At 65.0% G+C, this 22,985-nt stretch carries 22 protein-coding genes and 3 pseudogenes; 11 read left to right on the top strand and 14 right to left on the bottom strand.

The window, feature by feature from the left end; genetic code table 11:
- Together Q4C89_RS04275 and Q4C89_RS04270 are read right to left on the bottom strand one after the other, a co-directional pair.
- A partial coding sequence (locus Q4C89_RS04275; RefSeq protein ID WP_303101363.1) for a hypothetical protein occupies positions 1-280 on the bottom strand: 280 nt, incomplete at its 3' end.
- Positions 281-311: 31 nt separating this feature from the next.
- Complete coding sequence (locus Q4C89_RS04270; protein ID WP_303101362.1) at positions 312-797, bottom strand: hypothetical protein; 486 nt, start codon at positions 795-797, stop codon at positions 312-314.
- Positions 798-877: 80 nt separating this feature from the next.
- On the opposite strand from Q4C89_RS04270, the gene Q4C89_RS04265 reads away from it, so the two are divergent.
- The 3 genes from Q4C89_RS04265 to Q4C89_RS04255 are packed head-to-tail and all read left to right on the top strand — an operon-like array spanning position 878 to position 2,474.
- Positions 878-1,639, top strand: coding sequence for a class I SAM-dependent methyltransferase (locus Q4C89_RS04265; protein WP_303101361.1), 762 nt, complete (start codon positions 878-880; stop codon positions 1,637-1,639).
- A gap of 8 nt (positions 1,640-1,647) precedes the next feature.
- Complete coding sequence (locus tag Q4C89_RS04260; RefSeq protein WP_303101360.1) at positions 1,648-1,818, top strand: YlcI/YnfO family protein; 171 nt, start codon at positions 1,648-1,650, stop codon at positions 1,816-1,818.
- On the top strand, positions 1,815-2,474 hold the full coding sequence (locus Q4C89_RS04255) for a DsbA family protein (RefSeq protein ID WP_303101359.1): 660 nt from the start codon (positions 1,815-1,817) through the stop codon (positions 2,472-2,474). Before Q4C89_RS04260 ends, Q4C89_RS04255 begins: the two co-directional genes overlap by 4 nt.
- A gap of 7 nt (positions 2,475-2,481) precedes the next feature.
- Here the strand turns inward: Q4C89_RS04255 and Q4C89_RS04250 are convergent, their stop codons facing one another.
- Both Q4C89_RS04250 and mutS read right to left on the bottom strand, forming a co-directional pair.
- Positions 2,482-2,898 carry a hypothetical protein gene (locus Q4C89_RS04250; protein ID WP_303101358.1) on the bottom strand — a complete coding sequence of 139 codons (417 nt, stop codon included), beginning with the start codon at positions 2,896-2,898 and terminating at the stop codon, positions 2,482-2,484.
- Positions 2,885-5,437, bottom strand: coding sequence for a DNA mismatch repair protein MutS (gene mutS, locus Q4C89_RS04245; RefSeq protein WP_303101357.1), 2,553 nt, complete (start codon positions 5,435-5,437; stop codon positions 2,885-2,887). Before mutS ends, Q4C89_RS04250 begins: the two co-directional genes overlap by 14 nt.
- A gap of 346 nt (positions 5,438-5,783) precedes the next feature.
- Between mutS and Q4C89_RS04240 the strand changes: the two genes are divergently transcribed.
- From Q4C89_RS04240 to Q4C89_RS04220, 5 genes are all read left to right on the top strand, one after another.
- Complete coding sequence (locus Q4C89_RS04240; protein ID WP_303101356.1) at positions 5,784-6,938, top strand: branched-chain amino acid ABC transporter substrate-binding protein; 1,155 nt, start codon at positions 5,784-5,786, stop codon at positions 6,936-6,938.
- 97 nt (positions 6,939-7,035) lie between these two features.
- A complete protein-coding gene (locus Q4C89_RS04235) occupies positions 7,036-8,025 on the top strand; it encodes a branched-chain amino acid ABC transporter permease (RefSeq protein ID WP_303101355.1) in 990 nt (329 codons plus the stop codon).
- Positions 8,026-8,027: 2 nt separating this feature from the next.
- Positions 8,028-9,461, top strand: coding sequence for a branched-chain amino acid ABC transporter permease (locus Q4C89_RS04230; RefSeq protein WP_303101354.1), 1,434 nt, complete (start codon positions 8,028-8,030; stop codon positions 9,459-9,461).
- Positions 9,458-10,252 (top strand): ABC transporter ATP-binding protein, encoded by a 795-nt coding sequence (locus Q4C89_RS04225; protein ID WP_303101353.1) that lies wholly within the window; start codon positions 9,458-9,460, stop codon positions 10,250-10,252. Before Q4C89_RS04230 ends, Q4C89_RS04225 begins: the two co-directional genes overlap by 4 nt.
- The gene (locus Q4C89_RS04220) at positions 10,252-10,980 is read left to right on the top strand and encodes an ABC transporter ATP-binding protein (RefSeq protein WP_303101352.1); all 729 of its coding nucleotides are present in this window, start codon (positions 10,252-10,254) and stop codon (positions 10,978-10,980) included. Before Q4C89_RS04225 ends, Q4C89_RS04220 begins: the two co-directional genes overlap by 1 nt.
- A gap of 203 nt (positions 10,981-11,183) precedes the next feature.
- Here Q4C89_RS04220 and Q4C89_RS04215 read toward each other — a convergent pair whose 3' ends face one another.
- Positions 11,184-12,338 (bottom strand): branched-chain amino acid ABC transporter substrate-binding protein, encoded by a 1,155-nt coding sequence (locus Q4C89_RS04215; protein WP_303101351.1) that lies wholly within the window; start codon positions 12,336-12,338, stop codon positions 11,184-11,186.
- A gap of 80 nt (positions 12,339-12,418) precedes the next feature.
- Here Q4C89_RS04215 and Q4C89_RS04210 point away from each other — a divergent pair, with 80 nt between their 5' ends.
- The gene (locus tag Q4C89_RS04210; protein WP_303101365.1) at positions 12,419-12,580 is read left to right on the top strand and encodes a hypothetical protein; all 162 of its coding nucleotides are present in this window, start codon (positions 12,419-12,421) and stop codon (positions 12,578-12,580) included.
- Positions 12,581-12,653: 73 nt separating this feature from the next.
- Here the strand turns inward: Q4C89_RS04210 and Q4C89_RS04205 are convergent.
- From Q4C89_RS04205 to Q4C89_RS04185, 5 genes and pseudogenes are all read right to left on the bottom strand, one after another.
- Positions 12,654-12,896, bottom strand: a pseudogene (locus Q4C89_RS04205) (NUDIX domain-containing protein); the annotation flags it as partial.
- A 2-nt stretch (positions 12,897-12,898) separates the two neighbouring features.
- Positions 12,899-13,420 carry a YfiT family bacillithiol transferase gene (locus Q4C89_RS04200; protein WP_303101350.1) on the bottom strand — a complete coding sequence of 174 codons (522 nt, stop codon included), beginning with the start codon at positions 13,418-13,420 and terminating at the stop codon, positions 12,899-12,901.
- Positions 13,421-13,665: 245 nt separating this feature from the next.
- Positions 13,666-14,001: pseudogene (locus tag Q4C89_RS04195) on the bottom strand (nucleotide pyrophosphohydrolase); the annotation flags it as partial.
- A 111-nt stretch (positions 14,002-14,112) separates the two neighbouring features.
- A pseudogene (locus tag Q4C89_RS04190) lies at positions 14,113-14,499 on the bottom strand (DUF6508 domain-containing protein); the annotation flags it as partial.
- 108 nt (positions 14,500-14,607) lie between these two features.
- Positions 14,608-15,111, bottom strand: a complete 504-nt coding sequence (locus Q4C89_RS04185; protein ID WP_303101349.1) for a DUF4384 domain-containing protein — start codon at positions 15,109-15,111, stop codon at positions 14,608-14,610.
- A 144-nt stretch (positions 15,112-15,255) separates the two neighbouring features.
- Here Q4C89_RS04185 and ftsH point away from each other — a divergent pair, with 144 nt between their 5' ends.
- Positions 15,256-17,169, top strand: coding sequence for an ATP-dependent zinc metalloprotease FtsH (ftsH, locus tag Q4C89_RS04180; RefSeq protein ID WP_303101348.1), 1,914 nt, complete (start codon positions 15,256-15,258; stop codon positions 17,167-17,169).
- A 68-nt stretch (positions 17,170-17,237) separates the two neighbouring features.
- On the opposite strand, the gene Q4C89_RS04175 is transcribed toward ftsH, so the two are convergent.
- The 3 genes from Q4C89_RS04175 to Q4C89_RS04165 form a co-directional block, all read right to left on the bottom strand.
- The gene (locus Q4C89_RS04175) at positions 17,238-18,818 is read right to left on the bottom strand and encodes a glycerol-3-phosphate dehydrogenase/oxidase (protein ID WP_303101347.1); all 1,581 of its coding nucleotides are present in this window, start codon (positions 18,816-18,818) and stop codon (positions 17,238-17,240) included.
- A 177-nt stretch (positions 18,819-18,995) separates the two neighbouring features.
- A complete protein-coding gene (locus Q4C89_RS04170) occupies positions 18,996-20,192 on the bottom strand; it encodes a hypothetical protein (RefSeq protein ID WP_303101346.1) in 1,197 nt (398 codons plus the stop codon).
- 157 nt (positions 20,193-20,349) lie between these two features.
- A complete protein-coding gene (locus Q4C89_RS04165; protein ID WP_303101345.1) occupies positions 20,350-21,138 on the bottom strand; it encodes an RNA methyltransferase in 789 nt (262 codons plus the stop codon).
- 253 nt (positions 21,139-21,391) lie between these two features.
- On the opposite strand from Q4C89_RS04165, the gene Q4C89_RS04160 reads away from it, so the two are divergent.
- Entirely contained in the window at positions 21,392-21,571 is a 180-nt protein-coding gene (locus tag Q4C89_RS04160) for a hypothetical protein (RefSeq protein ID WP_303101344.1), read from the top strand.
- An 82-nt stretch (positions 21,572-21,653) separates the two neighbouring features.
- Here Q4C89_RS04160 and mnmE read toward each other — a convergent pair whose 3' ends face one another.
- A complete protein-coding gene (gene mnmE / locus Q4C89_RS04155) occupies positions 21,654-22,976 on the bottom strand; it encodes a tRNA uridine-5-carboxymethylaminomethyl(34) synthesis GTPase MnmE (protein ID WP_303101343.1) in 1,323 nt (440 codons plus the stop codon).
- Between the last annotated feature and the right edge of the window lie 9 nt (positions 22,977-22,985).

The raw sequence follows: 22,985 nt of genomic DNA, 5'->3' as shown, positions 1-22,985 counted from the left end.
TGGAGTGGCCCAGTTGTCCCCGCTCGGCTTTGAAAAAAGGCCAGAGGCGACCCACTGCGGCGGCAGGCGAAGAAACCAACAACTTCCAGCTGTCCGAAGCGTCTACCGCCTCCTGAATCTGCACAGTCACCGGAGCATCCACGCGCGTCGGCGTCAGCTTCAGGCCCGCTACGTCGCCCTGAATGGCGGACAGCCCGCCCACCACTTTCCGTACCCGCTCCACGTCGGCGCGGCGGGCGACAGGTCGCCACGTCACGGCGTACCCCAGCGGGCTGGACATGGCTTTCAAGCTGACGTAGGCGTATTTATTCTTACCCTGCGCAGCCGTTTCCGCGATAGGCACGGTAGAAACAGGCTCCCCCTTTTGCTGCACCTGTACCGTCCGCCGCGTACACCCACAACAAGCCACCAAACTCCACCAGCACGGGCTGAGGCTGCGGCGCAGCGCGGGTGAGGGGTGGCGGGAGTAGAGCGAGTTTCAGACGTACCACCACGCGGGTCGGCACGGCGGGGCCGCAGTCGTCGTACTTCACTTTGATGTTGCGGATGGTCTGGGCTTCGTACCCCTCGCGGTTGACAGTAACGGTGTAGAGGTTGCCGTCGTTGGTGACTTTGAGCCAGGGGCGGGGCCGTGCGTCCAAGTCGGTGCCCTGATAAAGCACCTCCTCGTGCGCAGTTTTGACGATGAGGTCTAGTGCAGGGCGGGCAATGGTGGCGCAGGTACGAATAGGCACTGGATTGACCACAGTTTGCGGGGCAGCACCCGCCCCCGCAGAAGCAAAGGCGAATTTTGGCATGGCTTCAGGCTAGGGCTTGAGACTGACGGGATGTTGAAGAGGCGACAACTGAATACCTGTCAAACTGCCATACTTCTTCCATGTCCCTCCAGAACGTTACCAATCCTTTTGACAACTCTGGGGCCGCCGAACGCTACAGCCTGGGCCGTCCTGCTTTTCATGGGCTGATTCTGGAGCGGCTGCGGCCTTACCTGCGCGGCAACGAACTGGGGGCAGATGTGGCGTGTGGCACGGGATTATCCAGTGTGGCGCTGGCGGAGCTGGTTTCAGAAGTTCGCGCCTATGAAATCTCTGGGGCGATGTTGGCCCATGCCCTGCCGCATCCCCGTGTGGCCTATGCTCAGGCCGCTGCCGAAAGCCTTCCGCTCCCCGATAACGTGCTGGACGTGCTGACGGTGGCGCAGGCTTTTCACTGGTTTGACCGTCAGGCATTCTTGCAAGAGGCGCGGCGCACGCTGAAAAGCTCTGGCGTTCTGGCGCTGTACGACGATTTTTTTGTGGGGGAAATGGGAGGTCAGCCCACGTTTACGGCGTTTGCCAAAGCCTATTTCGCCCGTTATCCCGCGCCAGCCCGTCACCGTGAACCTTTTGGTGAAGCCGATGCACAGGCGGCGGGCTTTAGCTTCACGGAATCGCGCTGGCAACATCCTTTGAAGATGACGAAATCTCAGTTGTTGGCCTACCTGCTGACCCATTCCAACATTGCCGCCGCCACCGAGGCAGGTACTCCACCCTCAGAGATAACCGCTTGGTTAGAGGCTGAACTTGCGCCGTTCTACGAAACAAACGCTGAGCAGGAAATCATGTTTAGCGCTCTGTTGACTGTCTGCCAGCCGCTCTAGTGCTAATCATGCCCCGCGAAGCCGAATTACTCACCCTCCGCATAGACAAAGCCCTGTACCAACGCGCCAAGGCTGCCGCCGCCGAGCAGGGCGTGACGCTCACCCGCTTTATTGAACAGAGTTTGCGAGAAAAGCTGGAGGGGAAAGCCCGCACCCAGGCGACTAGACTGTCTCCATGACCCCACCCAAAACCCAACTCACCTACGTTACCGACACCTACTGCATCTGGTGCTGGGCCTTTGGCGACAGCCTGCGCGAATTTGCCCGCCGCAACGCGGAGCGCCTGACAGTGGAAGTGCTGCCCGCCGGAATGCTGGTCGGTGAGCGCGTCGTGCCCGTAGGCGAAAAACCCCGTGTGCTGGAAGGGGCCGAGCGCGTGACCGAATTGACCGGGGCGCAATTTGGCAAGGGCTTCCGTGAAGCGGTGCGGGATGGCAAGACGGTACTGGATTCCACGGTGTCGGCAGTGGCGTTCTGGGCCGCGATGGAGCAAGCGCCTGAGCGTGCGCTGGACATTGCCCACGCGCTGCAAAAGGCGTGGTATGTAGATGGGGCTGACCTGCACGACGCCGAAGCCTTGACAAACGTGGCCCACGAACTGGGGCTGAATGCCGAGCAATTTCTGGACGCGGTGGCAGACCCCGCCATGCTGGCCCAGGCCGAAAACGGCTTCGAGCGCCGCAAAACGCTACCCGTGAAGGGCTACCCGACCCTGCTGGTGCATACGCCGGACGGCCCCAAACGCATCGGCGGGGCGACGGCGACCCCCAAAAAACTGGAAGCGGATTTCGAAGCAGTGCTGCGCGGCGAGGAAATCGCGGAGGAGGAGGAATAACCCTCGCCTACCCCACCCACCTCGGCACCAGCGCCAGCGTTTGCAGCACCAGTTCGTAGATTCCGGCCTGCTCGCCCGAGAGGTCAGCGACCAGTTGCACCGCGCCGGGGGTCTGGCCTTCGTAGAGGCCCTCGAAAAACCAGTGTTCGCCCGGACTCGCCAGCAGGTGAATGACGGGCGTCTGCGCCCAGGTCTGGCCCTCGACCACGTCTTCCCCGAAGCAGGTCAGGTCAGCGACCAGCACGCCGCAGCCGACCACGACGGCGTAATTTTCGTCGGCGGTAATCAGGGCGTCCGCCGGGTTGCCGTACATCCAGCCGACTTCCCAGCGGTTGCCCGCAAAATTGCCGATGGTGACGGTTTCGCCGTCCGCCAGCACCTGCCAGCCGCCGCGCTCGGTCAGCAGGACTTCACCGCTGTTCATGAGCCTCCCCCAGCAGGTCGCGCTGCCAGCCGTGCAGGAGTTCCAGCGCCTGCATGGGCGTCAGCCGTCCCAAATCCAGGGCCGCCAACTCACGCCGCAGCTTGCCGTCGTCACCCTGGGCATTGAGCGAGGTCAGCAGCCGCGCCGCCCGCGCCGTGACCGGAGCAGGCAGACCCGCGAGTTTGGCGACTTCCACCCCATAACTTTGCCGCGCCGCGCCGGGAATGACCTGATGGTAAAAGGTCAGACCCGTCTCATCTTCCTCGGCGGCGACGTGCAGGTTGACCAGGCCAGGGTGGTCGAGTTCCAGCCGCGTCAACTCGAAATAGTGCGTGGCAAACAGCGTATGCGCCCCCGCCGCGTGCAGATGCTCCAACGCCGCCTGCGCGATGGCGAGGCCGTCCAGCGTGGAGGTGCCGCGTCCGACCTCATCCAGAATGACCAAGCTACGCGAGGTCGCCCCGTGCAGGATGGTCGCCAGTTCGGTCATTTCCACCATGAAAGTCGAGCGCCCGCCCGCCAGGTCGTCCGAGGCGCCGATGCGGGTGTGAATGGCGTCGTAGATGGGCAGTTCGGCGCTGTCGGCTGGCACGAACGAGCCGATTTGATGCAGCAGGGCGCAGAGGGCCACCGTGCGGAGGTAGGTGCTTTTGCCCGCCATGTTGGGGCCGGTCAGCAGCAGCGTGTGCCGCCTGCGCCCGAGTTCGGCGTCGTTGGGCACGAACTTGCCGCCCGTCGCCCGCTCCACCACGGGATGACGCGCCTGCCGCAGCCGCGTGTCGCCGCCAGTGGTCTGGGGCCGCGTCCAGCCGCAGTCCACCGCGATTTCGGCCAGGGCCGAGAGCACGTCCAGTTCCGCCAGTGCGCCTGCCGCTTCGCCCAGCGCCTCGGTATGGGCCGCCAGCGCGTCGCGCAGCTCGGTAAAGACTTCCACTTCCAGCCGCCCTGCCGCCGCTTCCAGACGGGCGATTTCACGTTCACGTTCGCGCAGGTCGGGGCGGGTAAAACGGGCACGGTCTTTGAGGGTCGCAATCTGGCGGTAGTCGGCGGGGACTTTGGAGAGGTGGGCCGAGGTGACTTCGAGGTAGTAGCCGAAGACGTTGTTGAAGCCGACCTTGAGGCTGCCGATGCCGGTGCGTTCGCGTTCGCTGACTTCCAGCGCCGCCAGCCATTCGCGGTGCGAGAGTGCCTGGGCGCGGAGGTCGTCCAGTTCGGCGTGAAAGCCTTCGCGAATCAGCCCGCCTTCACCCAGCCTCAGCGGCGGTTCGTCCACCAGCGCGGCGCGGATGCGGGTCACGACTTCAGGCAGCGCGGCGAGGCGGGCGCGGATGTGGCCCAGCAGTCCCTCATGGCCCAGCAGCAGGCGGTCGGCTTCGGGCAGCAATTCCAGCGTGCGGGCCAGCGCAGCGACTTCGCGGGGGGCGGCGCGGCGGGTAGAGACACGGGCGGCAAGGCGTTCGAGGTCATGGGCGCGGTAGAGCAGCGAGCGCACGCCGCCGCGCAGGTCGGGAGCGCGGGTCAGGGCTTCTATGGCATCCAGCCGCGCACGAATGCTGAGTTCGTCCAGCAGCGGCGAGCGCAACCAGGCCCGGAGGCGCCGCCGCCCGCCCGCCGTGCGCGTCTGGGCCAGCGTGTCCATCAGCGTGACGCCCTGGGGCGACTGCGCGTGAAACAGTTCCAGCGCCCGCACTGCCGCCTCGCCCAGCCGCATGTGCGCCCCCGGCTCAAAGCGCACCACCCGCCGCACCATGTCCAGCCGCCCCTGCTGCGTCAGGCGGGCGTAGCCAAGCACCGCGCCGCAGGCCCGCCGCAGCGCCGCCGTGTTCAAGGTTTCGGGAATCTCGCCCAGCGTAGCGGTAATTTCGGCCTGGGCTGCCGTCTCATCGAAGTTGGCGGGCGAGAGCATCACGGGAAAACGGGTCTGGAAATCCGCCAGCAGCGCCGGGTTGCTACCCAGTTCGGGGGCCAGCAACACCTCGCGGGCACGGCAGCGCGAGAGTTCGTCGTACAGGGCGAGGCGGGTATGAAAGGCCGCCGCCCGAAATTCGCCCGTGGAGACATCCAGAAGCGCAAGCGCGTAACCCTCGCCCGTCGCCACCGCCGCCAGATAGTTCTCGTCGGCGCTCAGGTGCCGTTCCTCGGTCACGGTGCCGGGGGTCAGCAGTTGCACCACCTTGCGCTCGACCAAGCCGGAGCCGGGTTCTTCTACCTGATCCGCCACCGCCACGCACACGCCCGCCGCCAGCAGCTTTTCGACGAACCCGTCGAGGGTTCGCAGCGGAATCCCGGCCATCGGCGTAGAAAAGTCCTTGCTGGACTTGTGCGTCAGCGCCAGCCCCAGCAACCGGGCGGTGCGCTCGGCGTCCTCGCCAAAAGTCTCGTAAAAGTCGCCCACCTGAAACAGCAAAATGGCGTGTGGGAGCTGCGCGGCGACCTCATCGCGCATGGCGACGTACTGCTCGAGCATCGGCGGCAAGGTGCCTGTCCCCGTGCCTTTGAGAACGCTCTGGGCCAACCGGGAAGAAGGGACAACGGGCATAGGGGCAAGATAGCGCATGCTTTTACGTTCACAGCGAAATAAAACTGGGAGATGCCCTTGCTGAGAGGCTCAATCCCCCCATCACTTTTCCCTTTGCCGTCTAGACGGCCTCACAGAAGTTGCGTTAAGCGCCCGAGTTGGTCAGAAATTTACAAAAATTGCGCCCAATATGTTCGCAAGGTTTATTTATGAATCAAAAAAAGCATTTTCTGCCCTCTTTATTGCCTTGAAAGCAGGTGAGCTTGCATTGACTTTCCCTAAAGGCATCCTTAAAATCGCTTCACCTCAAACACTGACGTTATGGACACGGGGTCCTTGACGTTTCTCTTTTCCTGGAGGAATCGAAATGAAGCAAACGCACTTTGGCCTTGTTGTCCTCGCCGCCCTGACCCTCGGCAGCGCTCAGGCCGCCACCACCGTCAAGATCGCCACCATTTCTCCCCTCTCCGGCAGCTCCAGCAACCTCGGCCTGCAAATCAAGAACGGCACGCAGCTCGCCGTGAACGAGTACAAGGCGCAGTTCGCCAAACTGGGCATGAACCTTTCACTGGTGGCCTACGACGACCAGGCCGACCCCGCCACCGGCACCGCCGCCGCCCGCCGCGTGGCCGCCGACAAGACCATCCTGGGCGTGGTCGGCACCCTGAACTCGGGCGTGGCGATTCCTGCCAGCCAGGCCCTCGCGCCCAGCAAGGTGGCGATGGTCAGCCCCGCCAACACCAACGAAAAAGTGACCGACCGTGGCCTGAAGAACATGAACCGCATCTGCGCCCGTGACGACGCGCAGGGGCCTGCCGGAGCCGACTTCGTGGTGGACACCCTCAAAGCCAAGAAGGTCTACGTCCTGAACGACAAGACCCCCTACGGCGAAGGGCTGGCGGCCCAGGCCGAGAAGCGCCTGAAGGCCAAAGGCGTGCAGGTCGTGCAGAGCGAAGGTGTGGCGGGCGAGGAGCGCGACTTTACCGCCATCATCACCAAGATTCAGACCCTCAAGCCCGACGCCATCTACTTCGGCGGCCTCTACGGGCAGGTCGGCCCCTTCGCCCAGCAGCTCCGCGCCAAGGGCATCCAGACCCCCATCGTCGGCGGTGACGGCTTCGACAGCGAAGACCTCATCAAGCTCGCGGGCGCTGCCGGGGCCAACAACATCTACTTCACCACCGTCGCGCCTCCCATCGACGCCGTGCCCGCCGCCAAGGTGATGGCCGTGAACTTCAAGAAGACCTTCGGCAGCGACGTGCAGGGCTACGGCATCATGGGGTACGACGCCGCCAAGGTCGTGCTCCAGGGCATTCTCGACGCCGCCCGCAAGAACGGCAACAAGGCCCCCAGCCGCGCCCAGGTCGAAACCGCCATCCGCAGCGGCACCTTCAAGAACCTGCTGACGGGCGAAGTCTCCTTCGACAAGAACGGTGACCGCAAGAGCGGCAAGATGTACGTCATTGCCGTCAAGAACGCCAAGCGCAGCACCGCTGGCACCGTGAACGTCCTTCGCAAGTAAAACCGGACAGGTCACCCGGTTGCGGGGGGAGTGAGGCGAGAATTCGGGCCAAACTCCCCTTCGACGCTGCTTTACAAGGGCCGACCGAAGGAAAACTATGGATTTAAACACTGTTCTCACTGTTTTGGCTCAGGTCTTTGTCGGGGGCCTGAGCCTCGGCGTGCTGTACGCCATCATCGCGCTGGGCTACACGATGGTGTACGGCGTGCTGCAACTCATCAACTTCGCCCACTCCGAGGTCTTCGTGGCGGGCGGCATCACGTCCTACTTCGTCTTCGAGGCGCTCAAGGACTCCTCCATGAACGGCTACCTCAAGCTGCTCATCGCGGCGCTGGCCGCCATGGCGGTCTCGGGGGCACTCAACGTCCTGATCGAGCGCCTCGCCTACCGCCCGATTCGCGGCGCACAGCGGCTGGTGCCCCTGATCACCGCCATCGGCGTGTCGCTGATTTTGCAGGACTTGATGCGACTGCTGGTCGGTCTGCGCGGTCTGTTCGACCTGAGCGTGACGCTGCCGCAGGGCTTCGCCAACCCCATTAACAAGGTGGCGGGCCTGGACATTTCCATGCTCAACCTTCAAGTCAAGGACATCATCCTGATCGTGGTCGCCAGCGCCATGCTGATCGGCCTGAACCTGCTTGTCAACCACACCCGCCTGGGCCGCGCCATTCGCGCCGTCGCCCATGACCGTCAGACGGCGGGCCTGATGGGGATTAACCCCAACGGCATCATTTCCTTCACCTTTTTGCTCGGCGGGGCGCTTGGTGGGCTGGGCGGCGTGATGTTCGCCATGAAGTACCAGGCCATCAACGCCTACTCGGGCATGGTTCCGGGCATCAAGGCGTTCACGGCGGCGGTGCTGGGCGGCATCGGCAACATTCCCGGCGCGGTGCTGGGCGGACTGGTGCTGGGCTGGCTCGAAACTTTCCTGGGTGTGGTCAGCCTCTTTTCCAGCATTCCTGGCCTGGGCTGGCTCTCGGCAATTAAGGCCGAGTACAAAGACCTGGGCGCGTTCCTGGCCCTGATTCTGATTCTGTTTATCAAGCCTGCTGGCCTGCTGGGTCGGGCCACGACGGAGAAGGTGTAACCATGACGACCCTTCCGACTTCGCCCGCGCCGCTGCGCCCGCTGGACACCCGCCCAGATCGCACCTGGCCCCTGCTGGCCTACTCTGCCGTGACCGCCACCTTGCTGATTCTGATGCGCGGCGCCGTGTCCGACGGCCCCATGCGCCTGCTTCAGCCTCTGCTGTTCGGCGGCTTTCTGCTCTCGCTGCTGTTCGCCTACCAGTGGAAAGCGGCGGGCTGGGCCAAAACTGCCGTTTTCGCGCTGGCCATCGTCTTCGTGCTGCCCTTCATGGGTCAGACCAATACCTCTTACTTCGACCTGGTGATTCAGATGCTCATTTTCGGGGCGCTGGCGCTGGGCCTCAACATCGTGGTGGGCCTAGCGGGTCTGCTCGACCTCGGCTACATCGCCTTCTTCGCGGTGGGTGCGTACCTGTGGGGCATCTTCGGGTCGCCGCAGTACGGTGAAATCACTGGCAATGCTGCGTTTGCCGCCGGGGTCAATCCGGCCCTGTTCTGGCTCTTTATTCCGCTGGCGGTGGCCGCAGCCGCAGCCGTCGGCGTACTGATCGGTCTGCCCGTGCTCAAGCTCAAGGGCGACTACCTCGCCATCGTGACGCTGGGCCTGGGCGAAGTGATTCGTATTTTCGCCAACAACCTCGGCGTGACCAACGGGCCGCAGGGCATCGACGGGATCGAGAGTGCGCCCGTGCCCTGGCTCAACGGCATCGCCGCCAGCCTGGGCTTTGCCGAAGACCAGTACCGCCTGTTTTTCCTCTACATCTTGGTGCTGGTCGTCATCGCCATCGTGATTCTGGTCAACTACCGCCTCGACCGCTCCAAGATCGGGCGCTCGTGGATCGCCATTCGTGAAGACGAAGTGGCGGCGCAGGCGATGGGCGTGCCACTGCTCAAGACCAAACTGCTGGCCTTTGCGACGGGTGCCAGCTTTGCAGGCGCGATGGGTGTGATTTTCGCCGCCAAGCAAGCCTTTATCGACCCCAAGAGCTTCGACTACTTCCAGTCCATCGGCGTGCTGAGCATGGTGATTCTGGGCGGCATGGGCAACATTGCGGGCGTGCTGGTCGGCGCGGTGGTCGTGACCATGCTGAACCTGATGGTGCTGCCGACCATCAGCGAAGTGATGCAGGCCCAGTTCCCCAACATCAACCAGAACCTCGACCCCAGCAAGTACCAGCGCCTGATTTTCGGCCTCGTGCTGGTGTTCATGATGCTGTTCCGCCCCGAAGGGCTGGTGCCCAGCGAGCGCCGCAAGGCCGAAATGCACCACGACGACGCCCCCGGCAGCAACGACCCGGCTCCCGACAGCCTGACCGCCGACAACCTGCGGCATGAAGGCGGCATCGGCGGCCACCTCAGCGACGGCACGGCAGCGCAGCCGCTCTCGCCGGGGCTGGCGAAAGAGGACAACGAGCGCCCAGGAAGTGTGAAATGAGCCTACTCGACGTTCGCAATTTGACCAAGACGTTCGGTGGCCTGACCGCCGTGAACGACGTGACCTTTCAGGTGCCCGAGCGCAAAATCATCAGCGTCATCGGCCCCAACGGTGCGGGCAAGACGACCTTCTTCAACCTGATTACCGGGATTTACGCCCCCGACAAGGGCACGGTCACCCTCGCCGGACAAAACCTCGTCGGGCTGCGGCCTGACCAGGTGGTGGAAGCGGGCATCAGCCGCACGTTCCAGAACATTCGCCTGTTTCCCAGCATGACCGCCGAAGAAAACATCATGCTCGGGCGCGGCGTGCGGCTCAAGGGCGGCTTCTGGGACTCGGTGCTGCACACGCCCCGTTTCAAGAAGGACGAGGAAGAAGCCCACGCCACCGCCCGGCTGATGCTCGATTTCGTGGGCCTGAGCAAGTGGCGCGGCGAACTGTCCACCAACTTGCCCTACGGCGACCAGCGCAAACTGGAGATTGCCCGCGCCCTGGCGACCACGCCCAAGCTGATTTTGCTGGACGAACCGGCGGCGGGCATGAACCCCCGCGAAACCGAGGACCTCAAGGCCCTGATTCGCGCCATTCGGGACGAACTGGGCGTGACGGTGGTCCTTATCGAGCACGACATGCGCCTCGTCATGACCCTGTCCGAGCACATCACCGTCCTGAATTACGGCTCCAAACTGGCCGAGGGGCTGCCCCACGAGGTTCGCAACAACCCCGAAGTGATGACCGCTTATCTCGGCAGCGGCGCGGTGGCGGGCGACTACGGCAAGGAGGCCCGCTGATGACCGCTTCAAACACTGTGCTGGAACTGCAAAACGTCCACACCTACTACGGCCAGATCGAAGCCCTCAAGGGCCTGAACATGACCGTGAACGAGGGCGAAATCGTGGCGCTGATCGGCGGCAACGGGGCGGGCAAGACGACCACCCTGCGCACCATCAGCGGGATGATGAAGCCCAAGACGGGCACCGTGACCTACCTGGGCCAGAACGTGACGGGCATTCCCTCGCAGAATCTGGTCGGACGCGGCATGGCCCACGTGCCCGAAGGCCGCCGTATCTTCCCGCAGATGACCGTGCGCGAAAACTTGGAAGTGGGTGCCTACACGGTCAACGACAAGGCTGCCATCAACGCCCGCATCGAAGAAGGCTTCGAGCTGTTCCCACGTCTGCGTGAGCGTGAATCGCAACTCGGCGGCACCATGTCGGGCGGTGAGCAGCAGATGCTCGCCATTGCCCGCGCCCTGATGATTGCGCCCAAGGTGCTGCTGCTCGACGAACCCAGCATGGGTCTGTCGCCGCTTTTCGTGGAAAACATCTTCGCCATCATCCAGAAGCTGAACAAGGAACGCGGCACCACCATCTTGCTGGTGGAGCAGAACGCGAGCATGGCCCTGAGCATCGCCCACCGCGCCTACGTGCTGCAGACCGGCGAAATCAAGCTGAGCGGCAATGCCCAGGACATCGCCCGCGACGAAACGGTGCGTAAGGCTTACCTCGGCGACGACTGAGCGAGGCCAAAGGAAAGGGGGCAGAGGGTGGAGAACCTTCTGCCCCTTTCTGTTGGCCCTGAGTTTTATACGGCTTTGGATTACGTTACGCGCATCCAAGAAAAGAACTTGAATGCGCTTCACTCCATCCAAAGCCGTATTTTCTTTTACTCGTTTCACTCGGAAAAACAGATTTCGTAGGAAATCTATTTTTCAAAGTGGTATTACTTGCGGTTGATGGTCATGGTGGACGCCGTGCTGCGCTTGCCGCCCTTGACGGCGATCACGTACAGCTTGGCGCTGGTGCGGTCCCCGGCGGCGTTGAATTTGATATCGCCCGTAATCAGGCCCTTGTAAGTGCCGCTGCGGACGGCTTTTTCGACCTGTTCGCGGCTGGGTGCCTTGTTGCCGTTCGCCTTGGTGGCGTTGAGGATGCTGCGCAGGAGGACTTTGGTGGCGTCGTAGCTCATGATGCCGAAGCCCTGAAGGTCGCTGCCGAAGGCTTTGCGGTAGCTGGCGGCGGTCGCTTTGGCGTTGGGCACGGCGTTCAGGGGCGGCGCGACGGTGGTGAAGTAGATGTTGTTGGCTCCCTTGCCCGCCAGTTTTTCGAGGTCTTCGCTGTCGTAGCCGTCGCCGCCCACGATGGGCGTGTTGATGCCCTTGGCGCGGAGTTGCTGGGCGAACGCCGCCGCCTGACCGTACATGGCCCCGAAATAGATGGCGTCGGGCTTGAGGGTCTGAATTTTGGTGATGATGGCACTGAAGTCGCGCTCGGTTTCGGCGACGCCTTCATTTTGGACAATGCTGACGCCAGCGGCCTTCATGGTCTTGGCGGCTTCGTCGGCGAGGGCCTGACCGTAGGCGGTCTTGTCGTTGAGGACATAGACCTTCTTTGCCTTCAGCGTCTTGGCGACGAAGTTTCCGGCGGCAGGCCCCTGGTCGTCGTTGCGGGCACAGATGCGGCTGATGTTCTTCAGGCCCCGGTCGGTGACCTGTTCGTTGACGTTGAGCGGGCTGACGATGGCGAGGTGGCTGGGCGCCAGAGCCTGACTGACGGGCAGCACCACGCCCGAGTTGACGGTACCGACCATGCCCAGGATGGACTTGTCGGCGGCCATGCGGCGGGCGGCGGCGGTGCCGGTGGCGGGGTCGGCCTGGTCGTCGTAGGCCACCAGCGAGAGGGTCAGGCCCGCCTTGACGAACTCGGCCTTCATTTCGTTCACGGCGAGTTGCGCCCCGTTCTTGACCTGCACGCCCATGTTGCTCGACGACCCCGACAGCGGGCTGAGGGTGGCGATTTTGATGGGCGTAGCGGCGCTGGCCTGGGCAGTAGCGAGTGCCGCAAGCAGCGTCAGAGAAAAGCGAATGGTTCTTTGCATGAATCCTCCGGGGAAAGGGCCAGAGTGCGGCCTTCCGTAGTTGTGTCGGTGTGCCGAGTGTAGCCCTAACGGGGGCGGCAATGGTCACTTCCGGCAGCGAAGCCCCCAACTTCACGCCGAGCGTCTTCGTAGAACAGTTTGGTGTGGTACATGCGAATTTGCCCCGCTGCGTACAGGGCGTCGAATTCGGCCTGGGTGACATAGCGGGCCTCGGCAATTTCGTCGGTCAGAACGGGCGCTAGGCGCTGCCCTGGCTCCGGCTCGGCCAGCCACGTGGCGCAGAATCAGCGCGTCATCGGGAAAGCGGCCCAGATACGCCCCCAGAAACTTGACGAGGCGCACCCGCAGCCCCGTTTCCTCATAGGCTTCGCGCAGGGCGGTGTCTTGCGGGTTTTCGCCCTCTTCGACACTGCCGGACGGGACATGCCACAGACCGACTTTCTGCTGCTTTCCATCTCCCTTTTCCCGAACCAGCAAGATGTCGCCCTGTCCGTTCAGAATGACCACGCCCGCTGCCCTGAGGCTCACGGGGACGTGAAAGCGTTCGTCCCACTGCATCCCTACCAGCCCCGGCGCTCGCGCAGTCCGGTGATGTGGGCCGTGTGGTGCCGCCCGTGCCAGTCGTACATGGCGAGCAGGGTGTCCAGCGTCCACTCGCCGCTGTCGGGGTGCGTCCAGCGGCGCTGCCAGTCGGTCACGCCTTCCAGCACCGTGACCCAGCGGGCGTGCAGCGATTCCAGCAGCAGCAGGCTCAATTCGGTGGCGAGGTGAGAATCGGACAGTTCGGCCCACAGCTCCTCGTGGTAGGGCTTGACGGTGGGGTTATCCTCGGTCAGCGCCAGCTTGGTGCGGACATAGGCGTTGAGGTGGCTGTCGGCAACGTGGTGGACGACCTGCCGCAGCGTCCAGCCGCCCTCGCGGTAGGGCGTGTCGAGTTGCTCGCCCGAGAGACCGGCGACCGCAGAGCGCAGGCGGGCAGGCAGGTCACGCAGACTTGCCAGCGCCGCCTGTCGCTCGGCGGGGGTGAGTTGGCGCACCTGCGGCATGGGGCCGAGGGGAAAGCGCACGGCGTCGGCGGTCATTTGCGCCCCCCCTTCTTGCGACTGGCGACCGAGCGGGTCGGTCTCGGCTGGGCCACTGGGGCAGGAGCAGCCTCGGCATGGAGAAGTGGGGCCGACGGCTCGGCATTGCCCCCTGTCTCAGGTGTCTCGGGTGCAGGCTCGGTGGGAACTTCCGACAGGTCAAGGTCAATGGATGCAGGTTCAATGGGGGCAGCCTCAGTAGGGGCAGGTTCAGCCGCCGGAGATGCACTTTCTGGCGCTTCCTGCTCCTTCCTCGTCCAGCGGTCACGGTCACGGCGCTCGATCTTGTCGAGCATTCGCGTAAAACCGCGCTCCAGGCTCAGGCCGCGCTCGTTCGCCATGCAGATGACGACAAACAGCAGGTCGGCTAGCTCCATTTCCAGGTCGCCCGCTTCCTCGCCGGGCTTGGGCTTTTTGCCGTTCTGGTGAGCCAGCACGCGGGCAATTTCTCCGGTTTCCTCGGTCAGCCGGGCCAGCATCAGCAGCGGTGGAAAGTAGCCTTCCTCAAACTGCGAAATAAAGTCGTGGACGCGCCGCGCCGCCTCGGAAAACGTCAGGCTGGAGCTGGGGTGCGGCGCCAGGGGGGGTGCGGGGACGGGTGACGGCTTGGCCGCTTCCCCGGCGGGCACGGCGGCAGGCAGGGGGGGCGTGGCATCCGGCTCGCTGACCCAGGGGAACTGGTGCGCCCACTCCTGCACGCGCCGCAAAATGGCGACCAGCAGCCCCGACTGGTACATTTCCAGCCGCGACCCGTCCACGATACGCTCCTGGCGGGCAAACACGGTCAGCAGCCGCGCCAGTTGGTCGGGGGTGGCCTGCCCCAGCGTTTCGCCGCTCATCAGGGCACGTGCTTCGGGACTGCGCAGCCACGGCCCCCACAGGAAATCGGGCGATTCGTAGACCCAGCCGTGGCGCTCCAGGGTTCGCACGAATCGGCCGACTTCGGGATGATAGGTCACGAAGGGAAAAGACCCCTGCCGCACGACCCAGGTGCCAAAATCGAAACTGTTGGCCCCGAACAGAGGCAGGAACGAAGCGACATCTTCAAAGGCCTGCCGCGAGAAAGTTGGGGTGGTCATGGTGTCTCCTGCCGCTCAGGATAGGCGAAAAGAAAGGGCGGCAACAAAAAAACTTTCCCGGCCCCCTGCGAGGTGGGAAAGCCGGGAAAGCACACGCGCCGCTGGCGTTCAGCGGATGTAGAGGTGGGTTTCTTGCACGTCGCGGTCGGCGTAGGCGTAGGGCGTGAGGTACTCGTTGGTGACGGTGTTCCAGCGCGTGCCGTCGTAGACGCCGCCCAGCACGAGGTCGGTGGTGGGGCGCACCCGCGTGAAGATGGCCCGAACCCGTTGCAGGCCGCGCTGCGGGGCCACGTTGTAGGTCACGCCGTCCTCGGCACGGGGGAAGACGGTGGTGCCCGCACGCACATAGGCGTTCTGGGTCAGCACGTTCGCCGAGCCGTCGGGGTTCAGGGCGAGCAGGGTCACGTACCCGGCGTCACGGGTGGTCACCTGAAAGCGAATCGCTTCGCCGACGCTGTAGGTGGCGCCCTGACCACGGTCGGGCACGAAGGCGGCAATCAGGTTGCTGGAAGAGCCGACCAGCCCGGTGTTGGGGCGAACCGTCACGGTGCAGGCACTCAGACCCAGAGCGAGGGTGCCGAGCAGCAGGGCCGAAAGAGGAGCAGTACGCATGGAAACAGTGTAAGCCCCCGCGAAACTTCTAAAAGTGCAAGGAACTTCACACTTCTACCATGTTGCTGACGCCTGTCTGACGCCGCTGCAGACAACCTCTGCAGGGCTACGGTCTGCGACAGGGCGGAGCGGTAGCATACGGCCATGATTCGCCGCCACCGGACGGGCCGGATTCTGTTGACCAGCCTGCTGCTCCTGACGTTGCCGGGCGCGGCTGTGCCTCAGGCGGCCCAAAATGCGGCTCCGGTACAAACAGAAACCAGCGTGCCCGCGGAGCCGCGCCAGACGCCCGCCCCAGTTACTCGGCGTGACGCTCCCGAACCCTACACCGTCAACCGCTTTTTCAAGGACTTGAAGGCCGGGCGCGTTGGGCGCGTCAATATGGAAGCGAACGGCAACACCCAGGTCTTTTTCACCGACCCCGCGCAGGGGGTGGCGTGGCTGATGCTGCCGCCCGAGGCCGATACGCTGGAAAGGCTACGGGCCAGCGGCGTTCCGGTGCGCGTCACGGCCAGCACTTCGCCTTTCGCGTCGCTCGGTCAGGTGCTCCCGCTGGTGCTGACTGCCCTGATTCTGGTCGTGCTGTGGCGCAGCCTGCGCGGTGGAGCCAATGCCGCCGGGGGAGCCAGCGCTTTCGGCAAATCGCGGGCGGCGGTGGTGAGCGAGGGACAAATCAAGCTGACCTTCGCCGACGTGGCCGGGTGCGACGAAGCCAAGCAAGACCTGGAGGAAGTCGTGGACTTCCTCCGCCAGCCCGACAAATACCACCAGCTCGGGGCCAGGATTCCGCATGGTGTGCTGCTGGTCGGCCCTCCCGGTTCCGGCAAGACCCTCCTCGCCAAAGCGGTCGCGGGTGAAGCCAAAGTTCCCTACTTTTCCATCTCCGGCTCGGATTTCGTGGAAATGTTCGTGGGCGTCGGGGCTGCCCGTGTGCGCGACCTGTTCGAGCAGGCCCGCAAGTCGGCTCCCTGCATCGTCTTCATCGACGAAATCGACGCCGTGGGCCGCAAACGGGGCATGAATCTCCAGGGTGGCAACGACGAACGCGAACAGACCCTCAACCAGTTACTGGTCGAAATGGACGGCTTCGGCAGTGGACAGGAGGTCATCATCCTGGCGGCGACCAACCGCCCCGACGTGCTGGACGCAGCGTTGCTGCGTCCGGGACGCTTCGACCGTCAGGTGGTCGTGGACGCCCCCGACGTGCGGGGCCGCGAACAGATTCTGCGTATTCATGCCCGTAAAAAGCCGCTGGACGTGTCGGTGGATTTGGGCGTACTGGCCCGGCGCACAGCGGGGATGGTGGGGGCCGATCTCGAAAACCTGCTCAATGAAGCGGCGCTGTTAGCAGCGAGGGAAGGCCGCAGCCGGATTACCGGACGGGACGTGGACGAGGCGCGGGACAGAGTGCTGATGGGGCCGGAACGCCGCTCGCTGGTCATCCGCGAAGCCGACCGCAAGGTGACAGCCTATCACGAGGTCGGGCACGCCCTCGCTGCCCAGCTTCTGCCACACGCGCACCGGGTCGCCAAGCTGACCGTCGTGCCGCGTGGCCGGGCCGCCGGGTACATGCTGCCCGACGCCGACGACTCGCTGCATGTGACCCGCGCTGCCCTGAAAGACATGATTGCCGTGGCCCTGGCCGGGCGGGCCGCCGAGGAAGTCGTGTACGGCGAAGTGACGACAGGCGCACAAAACGACTTTCAGCAGGCCACCAGTCTGGCCCGGCGCATGGTCACCGAGTGGGGGATGTCGCCGCGCATCGGCAAGGTGGCGCTGTCGCAGGAAAACAGCAGTTATTTGGGGGGCGGCTCTCAGGCCCTGCCCACCAGCGAGGACACCGCCCGCGTGGTGGACGAAGAAGTCAAGGCGCTGGTGGACGCCGCCTACGACCGGGTGCTGACGCTGGTGCGCGAGCATCTGCCCCAGGTTCACCACGTCGTCACGGTGCTGATGCAACGCGAAACCCTCAGTGGAGAAGAGTTCGCCACCTTACTGAGCGGCGGCACGCTGGAGCCGTTGCCCCCGGCCCTGAGCGGCACGTTGCGTCCAGCCTGACAAGCGGCAGGAAAAGAAAGCGGGGAAACGTGAAGTCCAGCCACGTTTCCCCGCTCCTCTGGCCCGCCTCAGCGCAGGATGTACCCTTCTGCCAATTGACGGTAGTCCTCGACCTGGGCATCACGCCAGGCGGCATCCTTGCCGAGTTCTTCCGCCAGCACGGCGGCCACGCGGGGGGCCGCTTCAATGCTGGCCTGGGCATTGAGCAGCAGAGCGCGGGTGCGGCGGGCCAGCAGGTCTTCGACCGTGCGGGCACTTTCCATTCGCACGCCCCAGCGCAGTTCGGCCTCGGTGTAGGGCAGCTCTGGGTGAATGGACGTGTCTGCGCCCGGCAGCGCCTGAATCCGCTCGGCGTCGCTGCCGTAGACCTTCCAGTGGTCGGGGCGGTCTTCCTCGCTCCAGCCGTGCAGGTGCAGCCCCGGCGTGATGCTGAGGCGTTCGGGCAACCCCGCCAGCGCCTCGGCGCGGTTCACGGTGTCTTCGCCCATGCGGCGGTAGGTCGTCCACTTGCCGCCCGTCAGCGTAATCAGGTCGCCGTCCGAAATGCGGATGACATGGTCACGCGACAGGGCCGCCGTCGAGCCTGCCCCGTCGGTGTTCTCGGCTTTGACGAGGGGCCGCAGCCCGGCATAGACGCTGCGGACATCGGCGCGGGTGGGGGCCGGGTCCATGTAGCGCTGCGCGGTTTTGAGGATGAATTCGACTTCTTCGTCCAGCGCACGCGGCTCGAAACTGGCGTCGGGCACGGGGGTGTCGGTGGTGCCGATAACCACATGGTCATGCCAGGGCACGGCGAACAGCACCCGCCCGTCGTCGGTGCGCGGAATCATGATGGCGCTGTCGCCGGGCAGGAATTTCTTGTCCACCACGATATGCACGCCCTGGCTGGGCGAGAGCATGGGCGCGGCGTCGGGTTTTTCCATGCGGCGAATGTCGTCCACCCACACGCCCGTCGCGTTGACCACGACTTTGGCGCGGCTGCGATGTTCCTGGCCCGTTTCCTGGTCGCGCCAGACCACGCCGCGCACCTTGTCGCCTTCCTGAACCAGTCCGGTGACGGGCGCGTAGTTGAGCGCCACCCCGCCGAAATCTTCCAGGGTCCGCAGCAACGTGACCGCCAGCCGCGAGTCGTCAAACTGCCCGTCGAAGTACAGGATGCCGCCGATGAGTCCGTCTTGCTGGTAGGTGGACACGCGGGCGAGCACCTGCTCGCGGTCGAGGTACTTGGACGAACCGAGGTTCAGCTTGCCCGCCAGGATGTCGTAGAGCTTGAGGCCCACGCCGTAGAACGGCCCTGCCCACCAGTCGTAGGCCGGAACCACGAAGCCCAGGTCGCGCACCAGATGCGGAGCATTTTTCCGCAGCAGGCCGCGCTCGTGCAGCGCCTCGCGCACCAGCGACACGTTGCCCTGCGCCAGATAGCGCACTCCGCCGTGAACGAGTTTGGTCGAGCGGCTGCTGGTGCCCTTGGCATAGTCATGGCCTTCAAGCAGCAGCACGCTGTGGCCCCGCGTCGCCGCCTCGACAGCAGTGCCGAGGCCCGACGCCCCGCCCCCCACCACGATGATGTCCCACTCCTGGGACGCAAGGGCCGCTTGCAGGCGTGCGGAACGGGGGTCAGAGGGAACGGATGCGGAAACTTGGCTCATGGCACTCCTTCAGCCAGGGCAAAGAGAGAGGGCGGCGCAGCCCATGCTGGGCCTGAGACTCCTGGCGTCTGCACATATGTTCACAGGGTTTGCACAAATGTTCAAGGGGGCAGGACACAAAAGCGGCAGGTCAGGGCTGCCCAAAGTGGCTTGACCCTGACCTGCCGCCCTTCAAGCTCAGTTCGCTTCCGTCACTTCCGCCGAATCACTCACCAGGGCTTCGAGGAGTTGCACGGCTTCCTCGAGGCGGTTGGCCTGCACGCGGGCAGCGGCGCGGGCCTGTCGCCATTCCAGCCGCAACCGGGCCAGCGAAATGGGGTCGCCCCCCACCTTGCTCAGCTTGAGCGCCCGCTGCTCGAGTTCCTCGACATGGGTGGCGAGCTGCTTGAGGGTGGACTGGTGCGTGCGGGCCGCGTCAATCGTGTTGCGAAGCTGGGTGGCGGCCTCGTGTTCGGCCTGGGCCAGAGCGCGTTGGGCCTCCTGCACCGGCAGCGCCCGCTCTCCGAGTTCGCCCGCCTGCCACAGCGCGTAGTTCAGGCCGTAGCGGGCCCGCAAGACGTTGGGGTGCAGCGGCACACCGAGCGAATAGCGGGCATGGCGCAGGTCGATTTCGAGCATGGTCAGCGGCAAGTCGGCGTCTTCTTCGTTGACCAGCGGCGCGAAGGCGTCGAGGAAGCTGCGGGTCTGGGTCAGCATCAGGCGGTTGTGGGCCAGTTTGGAGGGGGCGCTGCGTTCGCCGCTCAGACCTTCGAGTTCGCGCACGGTCAGTTCGAGCAGTTCGGCCTGGGCCCGCGCCGAAGCCACCTGGTCGGTCACTTCGGTGCGGGCGTGGTTCGAACGAAGCTGGGTCAGCATGTCCTCGGTTTCCCAGCGCCGCACCTCGGCCTGGGTCGCCTGCACGTCCCACTCGGCGGCCCGCTTGAGGCGTTCCAGAGACGACAACTCGGGGTCGGTGCGAATGGCGGCGAGGCTGCGGGTGGCAATTTCGCCGTGTACGCGGGCCAGCATCAGCGGCAGGTCGTGGGCACGGCGTCCCCACGCCACCGGGCGCGGCGAGGGGCGCTGCAAGACTTCCTCGGGGGTGTCCACCGGGGTCGGCACCGTTTCCGCCAGCCGCGCCAGGTCTGCCGAAGCCTCCTGCAACCAGCGGTCGGCGCGGTTTTCGCCGTTCTCGTCGCGCATCTTCTGATACACGTCTTGCAGCACCGCCACCACGTCACGCGGCCCCAGCACCCGCACGGCCTGCCAGCCCCGGCGCTGCACCGCCGCCTGAATGAACTGTTCGGCTTCGCGCACGCCGAATTCGCGGCCCAGACGCGCTTTGAGCCAGTCACGGTAAGGGTCGTTCTGCAAGCGGGGAGGAGGCACAGCCATAGGGCGCAGTATCGCACTGGAGGCGGAGGGGGCGACAACTCTGGGGACGTTGAGGGAGCAAGGAGAAGGGAACAGGGTGGAGGGAGAAGGGAAGAAGGCCGAGAGCAGATGGCGGATGGCAAAAGGGGGGACGGCGCTCTCCTCTCCCCTCTGTGCCTTAGCCGCGCTGCCTCAGCACTTCGTACATGACCAGCGCCGCCGCTGTCGCCACGTTGAGCGAGTCGGCCTGACCGTGCATAGGCACCCGCACCGACTGGTGGGCCGTGCGCCACTCGGCGGGCAATCCGGCGTGTTCGGTGCCCAGCAGCAGGGCGACCCGCCCGGTCAGCGGCGTATGCCAGTAGTCGGCGGGCGCATCGGGGGTGCAGGCGACGGTGCGGAACCCATGCTCCGCCAGCCACGCCAACGCCTCGTCTTCGGGCAGGGTCACGGTGGGCACGCTGAACACGCTGCCCTGACTGGCCCGAATCACGTTGGGGCTGTAGGGGTCGGCCCCGCGCCCCAGCACGATGACTCCGTCCGCACCCGCCGAATCTGCCGTTCGGAGGATGGCCCCCACGTTGCCGGGCTTTTCGAGGCCGTGCAGCACGACCACCAGGGCATGTTGGGCAGGAGAAGGCAAGGTGACGGCGGGCACAGGCCCCACCCCCAGCACCCCGTCGGGATGTTCGCGCCCGCTGACTTTCTCGAAAGCGGCGCGGCTGAGCAGCGTGGCCCCCGCCTGAGCGAGCGCTTGCGGCTCTGGAAAACGCTCGTGAGCCTCTGGGCTGAAGAGGTCAGGGCACAGGAAAAGCTCGGTCACAGTGGCTCCGGCAGACTCGGCCCGCGCCAGTTCCCGCGCTCCCTCGATCAGGATGACGCCTTCTTGCTCGCGTTCACGGCGATTTCGCAGCCGCACCAGGCGCTTGACCTGGGGATTTTGCAGGGAGGTGATGGGTTCGGGCATGGGGAGGATTGTAGAGAGGGCCGGGGCCGAAGCTGCCCCGTTCATCCATACGGGACACATCTTCTCATCCTTGACCTGTCAAACGCCAAGCGGAGAACAGTATAAGCGCGTATAGCCTCCAGCGCTTATGCAAAATAATGAATAGGATTTTACATTTGATAGTTTAATTCACATTTCATTTTCCATCTGAAAACCACCTTTTTACTACGTCGGCAGGCCACAAAAGCACTCCCGAAGCCGATAAACTGGCCCTATGTACGCCTGCGACCTCGACCCCATGACCCGCGCCCACCTTCAAGAGCAGTATGCGGAACATGGCTTGCACCAGCCCTCATCTCAAGCTCACGCATCGCGCCGCCGACGCCTGTCGCGGGCGCTGCACTGGCTGGAACGCCGCCTGCCCCTGCACGAACGCCAGCGCCTCAACGGATGATTCTGCGACCTGCCTCCCGACCCGCCCAGCCCTGTGCCCGGCGGGTCGCTTCTTTTGAAGGGTGTTTGCAGTTGCTCCCCGCCTACTTGCCCACACAGAAGTTTCGGAAAACCGCGTCCACCACGCCTTCCTGCACGTCCTGCCCGGTCAGTTCCGCCAGAGCGTGCAGAGCGGCTTCGATTTCGTAGCCCGCCAGTTCGTCGGGCAGGTGCTGCGCCGCCTCCACATGGGCCAGGGCGCGGCGGGCGGCGTCGGTCTGGCGCTCGGTGGTCAGCCACGCCTCGCCCCGCGCTTGGTCGCCCAGCAGTTGCCGCTCGATGGCCTGACGCAGGGTCGCCAGTCCTCCCCCGGTGACTGCACTCACCCTAATGGCGTCGGCGTCGTGCCAGACGGTGCCCAGGTCGGCCTTGGTCTGCACGCGCAGCACCGCCGCGCCGGGGGGCAAGGTGGTCGGCAGGGCCTCGCGGGGCTGACTGCCGTCCTCAAGCACCAGCACCAGGTCGGCGTTTTCCGCCAGGGCGACCGCCTGCCGCACCCCCGCTGCCTCGATAAAGTCGTCGGTTTCGCGTAGGCCCGCCGTGTCCACCAGCGTCACGGGCACGCCCGCCAGTTCCAGGCCCGCTTCCAGATAATCGCGGGTGGTGCCTGCCAGCGGCGTCACGATGGAGCGTTCGTAGCCCAGCAGGGCGTTGAGCAGACTGCTTTTGCCCGCGTTGGGCCGCCCAATCAGCGCCAGCCGCGCCCCCTGGGTGCTGACCCGTCCGGCCTGGGCCGTGCCGAGCAGGTCGCGCAGGGCAGCTTCGGCCTGCTGCAAGGGCACGGCGCGGTCTTCGTCGGGCACGCCTTCTTCCGGGTAGTCCAGCAGCGCCTGAATGGCGGCGAGGGTGCGGGTCAGGTCACGCGCCACGCCTGCCACACGCTCGCTCAGCGCCCCGCTGAGGCCCAGCGCACTCTGGCGGCGGGCCGCCTCGGTGCTCGCGCCGACCAGCCCCAGCACCGCCTCGGCCTGGGCCAAATCCAGCCGCCCGGCGAGGTAGGCCCGCAGGGTAAATTCGCCGGGCCGGGCCAGCCGCGCCCCCAGTTCCAGCGTGCGCGACAGCACCCGGCCCAGCACCGCCGGGCTGCCGTGGGTCTGGAATTCGACCACGTCTTCCCCGGTGTAGCTGTGCGGGGCGCGGAACACCAGACACAGCCCCTCGTCGAGCAGTTCGCCGCCTTCCGCGTGCAACTGTCCGAACAGAAAACGCCCGCCTGGGGTGCGACTGGGCCGCTTGCCCTGAAACATCGCGTCGGCAATGGCGAGGGCCTGAGCGCCGCTGACGCGCACGATGCCCACCCCGGCGCTTCCCGGCGCAGTGGCGACAGCGGCAATGGTCTCGGACAGCCCGGAACGCGAAGAAGTCATCCGGCTGAT

The sequence above is a fragment of the Deinococcus sp. genome, from assembly GCF_030523985.1.
GTDB lineage: Bacteria > Deinococcota > Deinococci > Deinococcales > Deinococcaceae > Deinococcus.
The sequence above is the reverse complement of the archived record's forward strand: the minus strand, read 5'-3'. Positions and strand labels throughout refer to the sequence as shown.